Below are 13,406 nucleotides of genomic sequence, written 5' to 3'. Positions count from 1 at the left end.
GAGACATGCCCGCACCACCAGGACCGACATTCCGGGCCGGCAACCTGCTACGACTGTCCGCCACCGCGAGCGTGCAGTTCCTGCGCCCGATCACCGTGCGGGTCATCCGCGAGTTGCAGTGGAACACGTACGACGGGTGGGTGTGGCTCGACGCGTACGAGCTGGGCGCGCGCGGTGACGCGGTCGCCCGGCGTGAGCTCTACGTGCGGCGCGAGGGCGTGCAGCTACTGAACACCCGCCTGCCCACGTGCGCCGGATGAGTCCGCGACCGCGCCCGCATCACGCCGGTCTGCCGCACTGGCGCTGTACCCGCTGCGGCGCCCACTGGCCGTGTTCGGCCGCGAGGCTGTCGCTGCTGACCCGCTGGCGTGGCGACCGGGTCGGAATGCTGCTCATGTTGACGACGCTCGCGCGGGAGGCGTTCGCCGACGCGCTGCGGCTGGGCCTGCGACCAGACCCGGCGGCGTACGTGGCGCGGTTCCTGGAGTGGACGCGCCCGCGCGGCGACACCCACGGTGACTGATCAGGTCAGGTCGGCCAGGCAGGTCCACTGTGACGCCACCGGGCGGTAGCCGAGTCGGGCGTTGATCGCCAGCATCGGTGCGTTCGACTCGTCGTTCGAGGTGTACGCGATCCGTACGCCGGCCTCCGCGGCCCGGTGCAGCGCCGCCGTCTTGGCGAGCCGCGCGAGCCCGCGTCCCCGGTACGCCGGGACGGAGCAGGTGTAGTCCGACCACATCCGCTCACCGTCCCGCTTGACCAGGCTGAACGCGGCCACCTCGCCGTCGACTTCGGCTGCGGTGCTGGCCGCCTTGTCCAGTCCGATGTTGTCCCAGACGTCGTACCGCCAGCTCTCGAAGGTCATCGCGTCGACGGGTACGTCACCGGGTTCGTCGACGGCCGAGGCGACGTCGGCCTCGTAGAGCAGGTGCGGGTCCATCTCGGCGATCGGACGCAGCCGTACGCCCGGAGGCAGCTCGGGCAGCGCGGGCGGTGGGGTCAGGTCCAGCGCGGAGTAGCGCACCTCGCGGCTGGGTTCGAACCCGTGGTGGCGTGCGAACGGCAGCGAGTCCGCCGTGGCCATGGTGCGGACGCGGCGCACCCCGAGAGGGCGGAGGTGGTCGGTGGCGGCGGTCAGCAGCTCCGTCCCGATGCCCCGGCGGCGGTGGTCGGGATGCACGTGCAGCATGCTGACGTCGCCGAAGCCCTGCACCGAGGTCGAGGTGTTGGGCTCGGCGGACGTCCATCCGACCACCTGGCCGTCGACCTCGGCCACGAGCGGGATCCAGCCGTCGACCGGCGGTGGTTCGGCGATCATCTTGCGGGTCGACTCGACCCCGCGCACCAGGTAAGGGTGGACGATCGCCCGTAGCGCCACCACGGCTGCGGCGTCGTCCGGCCGGGCTTCGCGGATGCGCATGTCAGGCCCCCGTCCGTACGGCGGCGACGGCCTCGACCTCGACGAGCTGGTCGGTGTAGCCGAGCACGGCCACACCGAGCAGGGTGCTGGGCGGATCGTGGTCGCCGAAGAAGTCCCGGACCACCTCCCAGACGGTCACCAGGTCGGCCTGCCGCGACGATGCCACGTACACGGTGGTCTTGACGACGTCGGTGAGCCGCGCGCCGGCCGCGCCGAGGGCGGTCTCCAGGTTCGTCATCACCTGCCGGGCCTGCGCGGCGTGGTCGCCCGGCGCGACGGTACGGCCCTCGGCGTCGAGCGGGCACGCGCCGGCCGTGAACACCAGCCGGGCGGGCGGTTCGACGGTCGCCGCGTACGCGTACTCGGCGACGTCGGAGAGGGCGGGTACGTGCAGCAGCGCGACAGGATCCGGCATGCCGGCGAGGCTAACGACGATCGCCCGCCGCGGCGACGGATTAATCGACACCTGCCCCGTGCCCGGGATCGGTAGGGTGCAGCGCGGCGAGATCGAGTGGAGCGGCGTCGGCCGGCTGGAAGGTGGCGTGGTGGAACCGGGTGTGACCGAGGCGTACGACGACTGCCGGCTCTTCGTGGACGGTGTCGGGCCGGCCGGGGAGGCCGAGGCGCGATTGACGGGCTCTCGGGGCTATCGGCGGGTCGACCGGTCGTTGCGGGTGACGGACGGGGTCTGGGCCGATGTTCGGAAGAACAAGTCGATTCCCCGGGAGTGGGATGCGGCTCTGATCGCCCGAACGCCCGCGTTCCTGACCTGGCCCGTCACCGTCGAGGTGTACCGGGACGCGGGGGTCGACGACCAGACGATGCTCGACGCGGTGAGACGGCTGGTCGCCGATCTGCGGGCGGTCGGCGCAGAGGTGGTCGTAGCGGCGGACTTCGAGGAGGAGTTGTGACAGGTCACAACTTCAGGGAAGTAGTGGCCTCCCGGCGTCGTAAGGCCGCAATTTCCTTGAAGTTGCGCGGATCTTGACAGCGGATCTTGACAGCGTGGCGGGTCACGCCGACGCGCGGATGATCAACTCGGTCTCGAGCATGATCGCCGGTTCGATCGCTTCGCCGGCCGCCAGTCGGAGCAGTTGCCGGGTCATGCGTCGGCCGAGTTCGACGATCGGCTGGCGGACGGTGGTCAGCGGCGGTTCGGTGTACGCGGCGGTCTCGATGTCGTCGAAGCCGACCACCGCCACGTCCTCCGGCACCCGCCGGCCGGCCGCACGCAGCGTTCGCAGGGCGGCGTGTGCCATCAGGTCGGAGGCGGCGAACACCCCGTCCAGGTCGGGATGGTCGTCGAGGAGCTGGTGCATCGCCGCCGCGCCGGACTCCCGGGTGAAGTCGCCGACGGCGACCAGCTCGGGGAGCCCGGCGGCGGCGACCGCCTCCCGGTAGCCGTTCAGCCGCTCGATGCCGGCGACCATGTCCGGTGGGCCGGCGATGGTGGCGATCCGCCGCCGACCGCTGTCGATCATGTGCCGGACGGCGGCGGTGACGCCGCCGACGTGGTCGACGTCCACGTACGGCACGGGTACGTCGCCGAGCGGCCGGCCGCTGACCACCACCGGGATGCCGAGGCGGGCCAGCGTGCCGGGCAGCGGGTCGGCGCCGTGCAGTGAGGCGAAGAGCACCCCGTCGACGTGGCGGCCGGTCGTGTACCGCTCGACCCGCTGGTGCCCGGCCGGTGAGCCGGCCAGCATCAGCACCAACTGCTTGTCGGCGGCCTCCAACTCCTGACTGACGCCCCGGATGATGCCGGGAAAGACCTGGTCGTCGGAGAAGACCCGGGTGGCCGCCTCCGGCATGACCAGGGCGATCGAGTCGGTGCGCTGGGTGACGAGGCTGCGGGCGGCGAGGTTGGGCACGTACCCCAGCTCGGCGACCGCCCGCTTGACGGCCTCCCGGATCGGCTCGGCGACGGTGGTGGAGCCGTTGACCACCCGGGACACGGTGGCCCTGGACACCCCGGCCCGTGCCGCCACCGCCTCCAACGTCGGCCGGTGCGCCGTCGTCATCGTGACTGTCCCCCGCTCGTCACAGCCCGTTCCGGGAGATCACCTCCTGGTACCACCGGGCGCTGGCCTTCGGTGTGCGCCGCTGGGTCAGGTAGTCGACGTGCACGATCCCGAACCGCTTGCGGTAACCCTCCGCCCACTCGAAGTTGTCCAACAATGACCATACGAGATAGCCGCGCAGATCAACGCCCCGGGAGATCGCCTCGTGGGCGGCCCGCAGGTGCCCGTCGAGGTAGGCGATCCGGTCGTTGTCGATCACCTGCCCCCGCCCTTCGGACGACTCGGCGCCCGCCTTGTCTCCGAACGCCGCGCCGTTCTCGGTGATCAGCAGCGGCACGCCCGGGTAGTCGGCGGCGATGCGTTCCAGCAGCCTCGTCAGCCCGGCCGGCTCGATCATCCAGCCCATGTCGGTGAGGGGCCCGCTCGGCGGCAGGAAGTGCACCGCGCCCTCGGTGCCCGGGTACGCGCCGTTACCGTCGCCGTCGGGTCGTCCCGCGACGTAGGTGGGCGCGTAGTAGTTGAGCCCGAGCAGGTCGATCGGGGCGGCGATCAGCTTCTCGTCGCCGTCGTGGACGAACGTCGGCTCGACGATGCGCGCCACGTGCTCGCGTACGTCGTCGGGGTAGCCGCCGGCCAGCAGCGGGTCCAGGAAGATCCGGTTGTGCAGGCCGTCGACCAGCCGGACGGCGGCGGCGTCGGCCGCGCTCTGCGGGTCGGCCGGTCGTACATCCGCCGGGTTGATGGTGATGCCGACGCTGCGCGCGCCGGCCGCGCGCAGCGCCCGCGCGGCCAGGCCGTGCGCCAACAGCAGATGGTGTACGGCGGTGAAGGCGGCCGCCCCGTCCCGCGCACCCGGGGCGTGCACCCCGTTGCCGTACCCGAGGTAGGCCGAACACCACGGCTCGTTGAGGGTGGTCCAGGTGTCGATCCGGTCGCCGAGGCGGGCGTGCACGGCGGTGGCGTACGTGGCGAAGTGCTCGGCGGTCTCCCGGTTGGTCCAGCCGCCGCGGTCCTCGAGGCTCTGCGGCAGGTCCCAGTGGTAGAGGGTGACGATCGGGTCGATGCCCCGGGCGAGCAGCGTGTCGGTGAGGCGGTCGTAGAAGTCGAGCCCGCGCGGGTTGACCGGGCCACTGCCGTCGGGCTGGATCCGGGGCCAGGCGACCGAGAACCGGTACGCCGCCAGGCCCAGCTCGGCCATCAGCGCCACGTCGTCGGCGTACCGGTGGTAGTGGTCGCAGGCGACGTCGCCGGTGTGGCCCTGGTAGACCTTTCCGGGCGTACGACAGAAGGTGTCCCAGATGGACGGACCGCGACCGTCGTCGCGGGCCGCGCCCTCGATCTGGTACGCGGCGGTGGCCGCTCCCCAGAGGAAGTGTTCGGGAAATCGGATCTCGTTCACGCCTTGACCGCACCTTCCATGATCCCGCCGATGATCTGGCGACCGAACAGCACGAAGACCAGCAACAGGGGCAGCGTCGCGATGGCCGTGCCGGTGAACACCTGTGACATGTCCTGGTAGTACCCGTCGGACAGCGCTCGCAGGGAGAGCTGAACGGTCGGATTGGCCGGGTCGTTCAACACAGCGTACGGCCACAGGAAGTCGTTCCAGGTGGTCATGAACGTGAGCAGACCGAGCACGGCGGCGGCCGGGCGCAGCGCCGGAAGCACGACGTGCCACCAGATGCGCGCGGTGCCGCAGCCGTCCATCCGGGCGGCCTCGATCAGCTCGTCGCTGATGGCCTGGCCGGCGTACTGCCGCATCATGAACACCCCGAACCCGGTGACCAGCACGGGGACGATCACCGCGGGCAGCCGGTCGTTCCACTGCAACTTCGTCATGAGCAGGTAGAGCGGGATCACCCCGAGCTGCGTCGGCACCATCATGGTCGCGATGATCACCAGCAGCAGCGCGTTGCGGCCCCGGAAGCGCAGCTTCGCGAAGGCGAACCCGGCCAGGCTGGAGAAGAACACCACCGAGACGGTGACCGTGGTCGCCACGATCACCGAGTTGATCAGGCCGGTCAGGAAGTACGCGTCGGTGTTGTCGAACAGCCGGGCGATGTTCGCGCCCAGGTTGTTGCCCGGCGTGATCGGGGGCGGCAGTTGGCCCATGGCGTCGCTGGTACGGCTGGCGACGACGAACATCCACCAGATCGGAAAGATCGACAGGACGGCCGCGCCGACCAGGGCGAAGTAGGTGAGCGGGCTGGCCCGCCAGAGCCGACTCATCGGGTTTCCTTCCCGCCGAGGCGGCGCAGGACCAGCACGTTGACGGCCGCGACGACCGCGATGAGCGCGAAGAGCAGCCACGCCACCGCCGAGCCGTAGCCGAAGTTGTAGTGCGGCGCGAAGGCGTTCTCGAACATGTACATGGTCAGGGTCTGCGACTCGCGCAGCGGTCCGCCGCGGATCGGGTTGGTGCCGGAGTGGAACATCCGGGGCTCGGTGAAGAGTTGGAGGCCGCCGATGGTGGCGATGATGGTGCAGAAGATGATCGTCGGTTTGAGCAGCGGCACGGTGACCGACCAGAACTGTCGGGCCCGGCTCGCGCCGTCGATCGCCGCCGCCTCGTAGAGGTCCCGGGGGATGGCCTGCATCGCGGCCAGGAGGATCAGCGCGTTGTAGCCGGTCCACCGCCAGTCGACCATCGCGGAGATCGCGACCCAGGAGGCGATCCGGTTGGACTTCCACTCGATCGCGTCCAGCCCGATGAGGTCGAGCAGCCAGTTGACCATGCCGAACTCGCGGCCGAAGAGCACGCCGAACACGATCGCCACGGCGGCCGTGGAGGTCACGTTGGGGACGAGCACCGCCATCCGCCAACCCGTACGCCCCCGCAGGCCCCGGTTCAGCAGGTTGGCCAACCAGAGCGCGGCGAGCAACTGCGGCACGGTCGAGATGACGAAGATGCCCAGCGTGTTGACCAACGCGTGCCAGAAGTCCACGTCGGCGAGCAGCCGGGTGTAGTTCTCCGCGCCCACGAACGGATGGTCGGTGCCGAGCAGGTCCCAGTCGTGCAGCGAGACCCAGAAGGTGTACGCCAGCGGGTAGACCCCGAACACCGCGAAGAGCAGGAAGAACGGGGCGATGTAGAGGTATGGCGAGTAGCGGGTGTCGAGGCGGCTGAGAAGAACCGACGATCGGCGGTGGGGTCCGGCCGCCGGTGCGACCGGTGGACGGGCGTCGAGCTGGACGGTCATGCCCGGAAAACTCCTTTCCGTCGTGCGGGCGGGAACCGGGGTCCGGCGCCCGCCCGCACGCTGGCTCGGGCTACTTGGCGGCGGCCTTCTTGGCGTTGGTCACCGCGTCCGTCCAGCCCTGCGCGGGGCTGCGCTGGCCCAGCTCCACGGTGCGTACCGCGTTCTCCACCTCGGTACGCACGGCCTGGTTCTTGGGGCCCATGTAGACCGGCTTCAGGCTCTTCGCGCCGGTGCCGAAGATGGACCCGACGGGCGCGTCGGAGAAGTACGCGTTGCTCGACTGGGCGATCGCCGGGTCGTCGAGCGCCTGCGGCGACGACGGCAGCGGCCCCTTGGCCTTGAACGCGCCGATCTGGCCCTTGGCGCTGGTCAGGAACTTGGCCAGCTCGATGGCCTCGGCCTGGTGCTTGCTCTGCTTCGGTACGGCGAGGTGCGACCCACCCCAGTTGCCACCGTTGCCGGGCACCCGGGCGATGTCCCACTTGCCCTTGGCGGCCGGGCCGGCGTTGCCCTCGATGACCCCGGTCATCCACGCGGGGCAGGCGATGGTGGCGAACTTCGTCTGCTTGAAGGCGGACACCCACTCCTCGGACCACGAGCCGTACTTGCCGGAGAGGCCCGAGTCGATGATGTCCATGGTGGTGTCCCAGGCCTGCCGTACGGCCGGGTTGCTGTCGACGACCAGCTTCTCGCTGGTGTCGTAGTAGCTGTAGCCGGTGCTGTTGCCGGCGGTCTGCAACAGGATCGTGTTGAAGGTGTTGGTGGCCGCGTCGAGGAAGGACGCCCCGGTCTTGGCCGCGACGAACTTCTCTCCGGTGGCGATGTAGTCCTGCCAGGTGGGCCAGAGCTTCGACACTTCGTCCCGCTCGGTGGGCAGGCCGGCCTTTTCGAAGAGGTCCTTGCGGTAGCACATGGCGATGCCGCCGACGTCGGTGCCGAGGCCGATGAGCTGCTTGCCGTCGGCGGTCAGGCCGGCGTTCCACTTCCACTCGAGGAAGTTGCCCTTGAGGTCGGCGGCACCGTGGTCGAGCAGGTTGACGAAGTTGTTCGGATTCGCCTTGTACTCGACGAGCAGACCCTCCTCGATGGCCACGATGTCGCCGGCGCCCCGGCCGGCGGCGAGCCACTGGGTCAGCTTCGGCGAGTACTCGTCGAGGTTGCTGCCGGTGCCCCGTTCGACGATCTTCACGTCGGGGTGCGCGGCCATGTACTCCTGGTAGAGCTGGTCGTAGCCGAACTGGCCGAAGACGTCGACGGTCAGCGTGATCGGCCCGTCCGCCTCGGCGTCGTCACCGCCGCCGCAGCCGGCGGTGACGAGCAGGGCGGCTGTTGCGGCGAGGGCAACCGCGGCGAGGCGGCGGCGCGGAAGGACAGCCATCGTATGGACCTCTCTCAGGGTGATGAGGTGGTGGTAGAAGGCCAAGAGAGCGCTCTCACGCCAGGGTGGTGGGTCTCTCGCACGCTGTCAAGAGAGCGCTCTCCGGAATCTGTCCCCGCCTATGCGTCGAGGGCGTCACCCGGTCGGGGTGACGCCCTCGTGACGTGGTGTCGCACGAGATCAGCCGGTACGCAGACCCTCCAGCAGCGCGCGGTCGCCCGTGACGTCGAGCGTCTCGAAGCTGACCCGGCCCCAGAGCGCCAGCAGCAGGTCGCTCGCGGTGCCGCTGACCTGGGCGCGGGCGTGGTGGTCGTCGTGGTCGAAGATGGTCGCCGTGTCGAGCAGCGCCACCCCCTCGCCGCGCAGCCGCAGATACCACTCCTGATCCGCGTCGGTCGCCGCGAGCTGGACCACCCCGCGCCAGTCGCCCTTCACCTGCCGCCGACCGGCCGGCAACCAGGTGTCCAGCACCTCGCTCACCCCGTCGGCGGCCAGCTTCGCCTCGACCGGCTCACCGGCCGCGATGGCGAGCTGGGCGTCCCAGCGGTGCACCGCCGTCTCGTGCGCCATCCGGCGGGGCCAGAAACCGGCCTTCTTCGGCTGCGGGGCCCAGTTCCACGCCGGCGCCTCCGGGTCGAGCCCGTCGAACAGGGTCATCAACTGGTCGTACCCCTGCTGCCAGAGCTGGAGGGCGCTCACGCCGGACGGCACTGCGGACGCGTCCCGGCGGGGCGGCGTCTCGGTGCTGCCCGACCCGGCAAACGAATAAACCCAGTGGTAGATGCCCGCGACGTGCAGAGTGAGATCATTGACCGTCCAGCCGGGACAGGACAGCACGGGTGTCTCCGGCGGCGCCTCGGCAACCGCCGCGGCGAACGCCGGACCCTCGGCCCGGAGTGCCCCAATCCAGAAATCCTTGCTGCCCTGCACTCTGCTCATCGCCATCCTCCCGGGGGTGCCGGGCCACCAGTAGGTGCCACGGCTGCCCATCAGCCTAAGGTGAAAGACGTGTCAGACGCCTACGCCCAGCCGACAACCGAAGCCGATCGTGCCATTCCGGGTGCACTGGCCGGCTACACCACGCTACGGATGGGCGGGCCCGCCGGGCGGATCGTGGCCGCGACCAGCGCCGACGAGATCATCCAGGCGGTCCAGGCCACGGACGAGCCGATCCTCGTCCTGGCCGGCGGCAGCAACGTGGTGATCGGCGACGAGGGCTTCCCCGGGACGGTCGTGCTGGTGCGCTCGGGCGGCCTGCGGGTACTCGCCGAGGACGCCGAATTCGTCACCGTCCGTGTCGAGGCCGGCGAGCCGTGGGACGACCTGGTCGCCGCCACGGTCCGTAACGGTTGGGCCGGCCTGGAGTGCCTGTCCGGCATCCCCGGCTCGACCGGTGCCACCCCGATCCAGAACGTCGGCGCGTACGGCCAGGAGGTCGCCGAGACGATCACCGGCGTCGAGGTGTACGACCGCCTCGACGGCACCCGTCAGAGCATCCCCGCCGCCGACTGCGGGTTCGCCTACCGGGGCAGCATCTTCAAGTACCAGGACCGCTGGATCGTCCTCTCGGTCGACTTCCGGCTCGCCCGCTCGCCGCTGTCCGGCCCGGTGCGCTACGCCGAACTGGCCCGGGCGCTCGGCGTCGAGGTGGGCGACCAGGTGCCGCTGGCCGAGGCCCGGGCGGCGGTGCTGCGACTGCGCGCCGGCAAGGGCATGGTGCTCGACGCCACCGACCCGGACACCCGCTCGGTCGGCTCCTTCTTCACCAACCCGGTCCTCGACCAGTCGACGTACGAACAACTCCTGGAACGCTCCGCCGATCTGGGCGACCCGCCCTCCTGGCCCGGGGCGGACGGTCTGGTCAAGGTGAGCGCGGCCTGGCTGATCGACAAGGCGGGCTTCACCAAGGGCCACCCCGGCCCCGGCGGCGTCGCCATCTCCAGCAAGCACACCCTCGCCCTGACCAACCGCAGCGGCACCGCCAGCACCGGCGACCTGCTGACGCTGGCCAACACCATCCGCGACAAGGTCCACGCCCGCCTCGGCGTGACCCTCCACCCCGAACCAGTCCTCGTAAACTGCACCCTCTAACCCCGCCCCGCCCCGCCCCGCCCGCGCCCCTGCTCCCGGCGATCTTGCAGTTTCTGTGGTGACAAAAGCCGCGTGAATGTGCAAATCGTCAACCGAAAGTGCAAGATCGCGGGGGTGGAGCCGGGGTCAGGGCGCGACGCAGGGCCAGGGGAGGGTCAGCTCGCCCTGACGCCAACGGTGCGGGGTGGACAGGACGGGCCAGCCCTCAGCTTTGAGCTGGGTCACCGCGCGCACCCAGCGTTGGCGGGGGCCGAACGTGGCGTAGGGGGCCGCCGCCCGCCAGGCGTCCTCGAACGCCCCGATCAGGTCGTGGATCGCCTCGCCCGGAACGTTGCGGTGGATCAGCGCCTTGGGTAGCCGCTCGGCCAGCTCGGCGGGGCTGCCCAGCGTGGTGAGCTTCGCGGCCAGGGTCAACGTCCGAGGGCCGTCCGCGTCGAGGAGCAGCCAGCTCGCCAGACGGCCCAGCTCGTCACAGGTGCCCTCGACGAGCACCCCACCCGGGGCGAGCGCGGCGGTCATCGTGCGCCAGGCGTCGTGCACGTCGCTCTCGTCGTACTGTCGCAGGACGTTGAACGCGCGGACCAGCACCGGCCGGAGCCCGGCCAGCTCGAAGCCACCCCGGGCGAAGGTCAGGCCCGGCGGGTCGGCGGCCGGCGTCGCGGCGGCCACCCGCGCCGGGTCGATCTCCAGCCCGACCAGGCGTACGTCCCGACGGACCCCCGCCGCCAGCCGGGCCCGCAGCTCCACGGCGGTGACCGGCGTCGCGCCGTAGCCGAGGTCCACCACCAGCGGATCGGCCGCGTCCCGCAGCCGGTCGGCGCAGGTCGCCACGATCCAGTTGTCCACCCGGCGGAGCCGGTTCGGGTTGGTGGTGCCCCGGGTGACCACCCCGAGGGGCCGGCGTCGTGGAGCCCCGCTCATGCGTCCGGTCCCGGGGTCAGGAGACCCGGTGCACCTTGTGCTGTGCGGCCTGCGCCCGAGGCCGGACCACCAGCCGGTCGACGTTCACGTGCTCGGGGCGGGTGGCGCACCACGCGATGCAGTCGGCCACGTCCTCGGCGACCAGCGGCCCGGGCACCCCGGCGTAGACGGCGGCGGCCCGCTGGGCGTCCCCGCCGAAGCGGACCAGCCCGAACTCCTCGGTCTGCACCATCCCCGGATCGATCTCGATGACCCGCAGCGGCCGGCCGCACAGCTCCAGCCGGAGCGTGCCGGCGATGGCCGTCTGCGCGTGCTTCGCCGCCGTGTAGCCGCCGCCACCCTCGTACACGGTCAGCCCGGCCGTGGAGGAGACCACCACGATGGTCCCCGAGCCGGACGCCTCCAGCGCCGGCAGCAGCGCCTGGGTCACCCGCAGCGTGCCGAGGACGTTCACGTCGTACATCCACTGCCAGTCGTCGAGCGAGCCGGACTCCACCGGGTCCAGGCCGCGTGCGCCGCCGGCGTTGTTGACCAGCAGGGTGACCGGCCCGGGCGCCTGCGCGGCGGCCTCGGCGAGCCCGGCCACCGACTGGTCCGAGGTGACGTCGCAGGTCACCGCGGTTGCCTGTCCGCCGGCGGCGGTGATCTCGGCGACGAGATCGGCGAGACGGTCGGCGCGGCGGGCGGCGGCGAGTACGTGGAAGCCCTCGGCGGCGAGCCGACGGGCAGTGGCCGCGCCGATCCCGCTGGACGCTCCGGTGACGATGGCGACAGAGGTCATCTGGTCATTGTCACCCGCGCCGCAACGCCGATCCCGACCGGGCGTCGGGCTGTGTCGGAGGGTGTCGGTGATGAGGTCCGTCACGCCGGGCGGCCGCGCCGACGCATTTCCGTTGCCCGATGGGGAAGATGACATCCGGCGTACAGGTTGACCGAGAAGCGCCGGTCGTGCGTGACGGCATTAACCGTGACAGAAGGAGCGGACGTGGCGGAACTGCACACCGGTGTCGGTCGTCAGCGAGGTGCCCGACCGTGGCCCCGGCCCCGCCGCATCGCCACCCTCTCCGTCCACACATCCCCCCTGCACCAGCCCGGAACGGGCGATGCCGGGGGGATGAACGTGTACATCCTGGAAGTCGCCCGGCGGCTCGCCGAGGCCGATGTCGAGGTGGAGATCTTCACCCGGGCCACCTCGGGTGACCTTCCCCCGGTGGTCGAGATGGCCCCCGGCGTGCAGGTTCGGCACATCATGTCCGGCCCGCTCGAAGGGCTGACCAAGGAGGAGCTGCCGGGCCAGCTCTGCGCCTTCACCGCCGGGGTGCTGCGGGCCGAGGCGTCCCGCCCGCCCGGGCACTACGACCTCATCCACTCCCACTACTGGCTCTCCGGCCAGGTCGGCTGGCTGGCCAAGGAACGCTGGGGCGTGCCGCTCGTGCACACCGCGCACACCCTCGCGAAGGTCAAGAACGCCCAGCTCGCGGCCGACGACCGGCCGGAACCGAAGGCCCGGGTGATCGGCGAGGAGCAGGTGGTCGCCGAGGCGGACCAACTGGTCGCCAACACCCGCGTGGAGGCCCGCGACCTGGTCGACCGGTACGACGCCGACCCCGCCCACGTCACGGTCGTGCAGCCGGGCGTCGACCTGGACCGGTTCCGCCCCGCGCCGGGCGACCGCCACCTGGCCGCCCGTGCCGCCCGTCGCCGGCTGGGGCTGCCGGTCGACGGGTACGTGGTGGCCTTCGTCGGTCGGATCCAACCACTCAAGGCGCCGGACGTACTGATCCGTGCCGTCGCCGCGTTGCGCGAGCGTGACCCCGCCCTGGCCGACGAGGTGACCGTGGTGATCTGCGGCGGGCCCAGCGGCAGCGGCCTGGACCGGCCGACCGCCCTGATCGAGCTGGCCGCCACGCTCGGGGTCACCGACCGGGTCGTCTTCCTGCCGCCGCGCACCGGCGACGACCTGCCGGCCCTGTACCGGGCCGCCGATCTGGTCGCGGTGCCGTCGCACAACGAATCCTTCGGGCTCGTCGCCCTGGAGGCCCAGGCCTGCGGTACGCCGGTGCTGGCCGCTGCCGTCGGGGGCCTGGTGACCGCCGTGCGGGACCACATCAGCGGGGTGCTGATCGACGGGCACGACCCGGTGGGCTGGGCTCGCGCGCTGAGTCGCCTGCTGCCGGACAGCGCCCTGCGGGACACCCTGTCCCGGGGCGCCGCGCAGCACGCGCGGCACTTCTCCTGGGACCGTACGGTGTCGGGTCTGCTCGACGTGTACGGCGAGGCGATCGCCGCCCGCCGGGCCCGGCTCGCCGCCGACCTGGCCTGCGACCCGGCGCTCTCCTGCTCCTGGTGACCACCGGCGCTCGCCACCCGCGTGC

At 71.3% G+C, this 13,406-nt stretch carries 15 protein-coding genes; 5 read left to right on the top strand and 10 right to left on the bottom strand.

What is annotated here, in order from left to right; translation table 11 throughout:
• Positions 1–5: 5 nt before the first annotated feature.
• Positions 6–260, top strand: a complete 255-nt coding sequence (locus ACIA3K_RS08510) for a hypothetical protein (RefSeq protein WP_396799926.1) — start codon at positions 6–8, stop codon at positions 258–260.
• Positions 257–523 (top strand): flavin reductase, encoded by a 267-nt coding sequence (locus ACIA3K_RS08505; protein WP_396799925.1) that lies wholly within the window; start codon positions 257–259, stop codon positions 521–523. The genes ACIA3K_RS08510 and ACIA3K_RS08505 overlap by 4 nt, the downstream gene beginning before the upstream one ends.
• Here the strand turns inward: ACIA3K_RS08505 and ACIA3K_RS08500 are convergent, their stop codons facing one another.
• Positions 524–1,420, bottom strand: a complete 897-nt coding sequence (locus ACIA3K_RS08500; protein WP_396799923.1) for a GNAT family N-acetyltransferase — start codon at positions 1,418–1,420, stop codon at positions 524–526. It lies immediately after the preceding gene.
• Between the two features lies 1 nt (position 1,421).
• Positions 1,422–1,835 carry a RidA family protein gene (locus ACIA3K_RS08495; protein WP_355050847.1) on the bottom strand — a complete coding sequence of 138 codons (414 nt, stop codon included), beginning with the start codon at positions 1,833–1,835 and terminating at the stop codon, positions 1,422–1,424.
• A gap of 76 nt (positions 1,836–1,911) precedes the next feature.
• Between ACIA3K_RS08495 and ACIA3K_RS08490 the strand changes: the two genes are divergently transcribed.
• Positions 1,912–2,331 (top strand): hypothetical protein, encoded by a 420-nt coding sequence (locus ACIA3K_RS08490; RefSeq protein WP_396799922.1) that lies wholly within the window; start codon positions 1,912–1,914, stop codon positions 2,329–2,331.
• Positions 2,332–2,433: 102 nt separating this feature from the next.
• Here ACIA3K_RS08490 and ACIA3K_RS08485 read toward each other — a convergent pair whose 3' ends face one another.
• The 6 genes from ACIA3K_RS08485 to ACIA3K_RS08460 form a co-directional block, all read right to left on the bottom strand.
• Entirely contained in the window at positions 2,434–3,441 is a 1,008-nt protein-coding gene (locus tag ACIA3K_RS08485) for a LacI family DNA-binding transcriptional regulator (protein WP_396799921.1), read from the bottom strand.
• Between the two features lie 19 nt (positions 3,442–3,460).
• Positions 3,461–4,840 (bottom strand): GH1 family beta-glucosidase, encoded by a 1,380-nt coding sequence (locus tag ACIA3K_RS08480; protein WP_396799920.1) that lies wholly within the window; start codon positions 4,838–4,840, stop codon positions 3,461–3,463.
• Positions 4,837–5,670 carry a carbohydrate ABC transporter permease gene (locus tag ACIA3K_RS08475; RefSeq protein ID WP_355050844.1) on the bottom strand — a complete coding sequence of 278 codons (834 nt, stop codon included), beginning with the start codon at positions 5,668–5,670 and terminating at the stop codon, positions 4,837–4,839. Before ACIA3K_RS08475 ends, ACIA3K_RS08480 begins: the two co-directional genes overlap by 4 nt.
• Positions 5,667–6,641, bottom strand: coding sequence for a carbohydrate ABC transporter permease (locus ACIA3K_RS08470; protein ID WP_396799919.1), 975 nt, complete (start codon positions 6,639–6,641; stop codon positions 5,667–5,669). Before ACIA3K_RS08470 ends, ACIA3K_RS08475 begins: the two co-directional genes overlap by 4 nt.
• A 70-nt stretch (positions 6,642–6,711) precedes the next feature.
• Positions 6,712–8,019 carry an ABC transporter substrate-binding protein gene (locus ACIA3K_RS08465; protein WP_396799918.1) on the bottom strand — a complete coding sequence of 436 codons (1,308 nt, stop codon included), beginning with the start codon at positions 8,017–8,019 and terminating at the stop codon, positions 6,712–6,714.
• A gap of 180 nt (positions 8,020–8,199) precedes the next feature.
• Positions 8,200–8,958 (bottom strand): maleylpyruvate isomerase family mycothiol-dependent enzyme, encoded by a 759-nt coding sequence (locus tag ACIA3K_RS08460; protein WP_396799916.1) that lies wholly within the window; start codon positions 8,956–8,958, stop codon positions 8,200–8,202.
• 69 nt (positions 8,959–9,027) lie between these two features.
• Here ACIA3K_RS08460 and ACIA3K_RS08455 point away from each other — a divergent pair, with 69 nt between their 5' ends.
• Positions 9,028–10,110: a UDP-N-acetylmuramate dehydrogenase gene (locus ACIA3K_RS08455; protein ID WP_396799915.1), complete on the top strand. Its 1,083-nt coding sequence runs from the start codon at positions 9,028–9,030 to the stop codon at positions 10,108–10,110.
• A 126-nt stretch (positions 10,111–10,236) separates the two neighbouring features.
• Here ACIA3K_RS08455 and ACIA3K_RS08450 read toward each other — a convergent pair whose 3' ends face one another.
• Positions 10,237–11,031 carry a class I SAM-dependent methyltransferase gene (locus tag ACIA3K_RS08450; RefSeq protein WP_396799913.1) on the bottom strand — a complete coding sequence of 265 codons (795 nt, stop codon included), beginning with the start codon at positions 11,029–11,031 and terminating at the stop codon, positions 10,237–10,239.
• Positions 11,032–11,047: 16 nt separating this feature from the next.
• A complete protein-coding gene (locus ACIA3K_RS08445) occupies positions 11,048–11,812 on the bottom strand; it encodes an SDR family oxidoreductase (protein ID WP_396799912.1) in 765 nt (254 codons plus the stop codon).
• A 204-nt stretch (positions 11,813–12,016) separates the two neighbouring features.
• Here ACIA3K_RS08445 and mshA point away from each other — a divergent pair, with 204 nt between their 5' ends.
• Positions 12,017–13,381: a D-inositol-3-phosphate glycosyltransferase gene (gene mshA / locus ACIA3K_RS08440; RefSeq protein ID WP_396799911.1), complete on the top strand. Its 1,365-nt coding sequence runs from the start codon at positions 12,017–12,019 to the stop codon at positions 13,379–13,381.
• Positions 13,382–13,406 lie beyond the last annotated feature (25 nt).

It is taken from the genome of Micromonospora sp. NPDC051543 (assembly GCF_044454415.1).
GTDB lineage: Bacteria > Actinomycetota > Actinomycetes > Mycobacteriales > Micromonosporaceae > Micromonospora.
The sequence above is the reverse complement of the archived record's forward strand: the minus strand, read 5'-3'. Positions and strand labels throughout refer to the sequence as shown.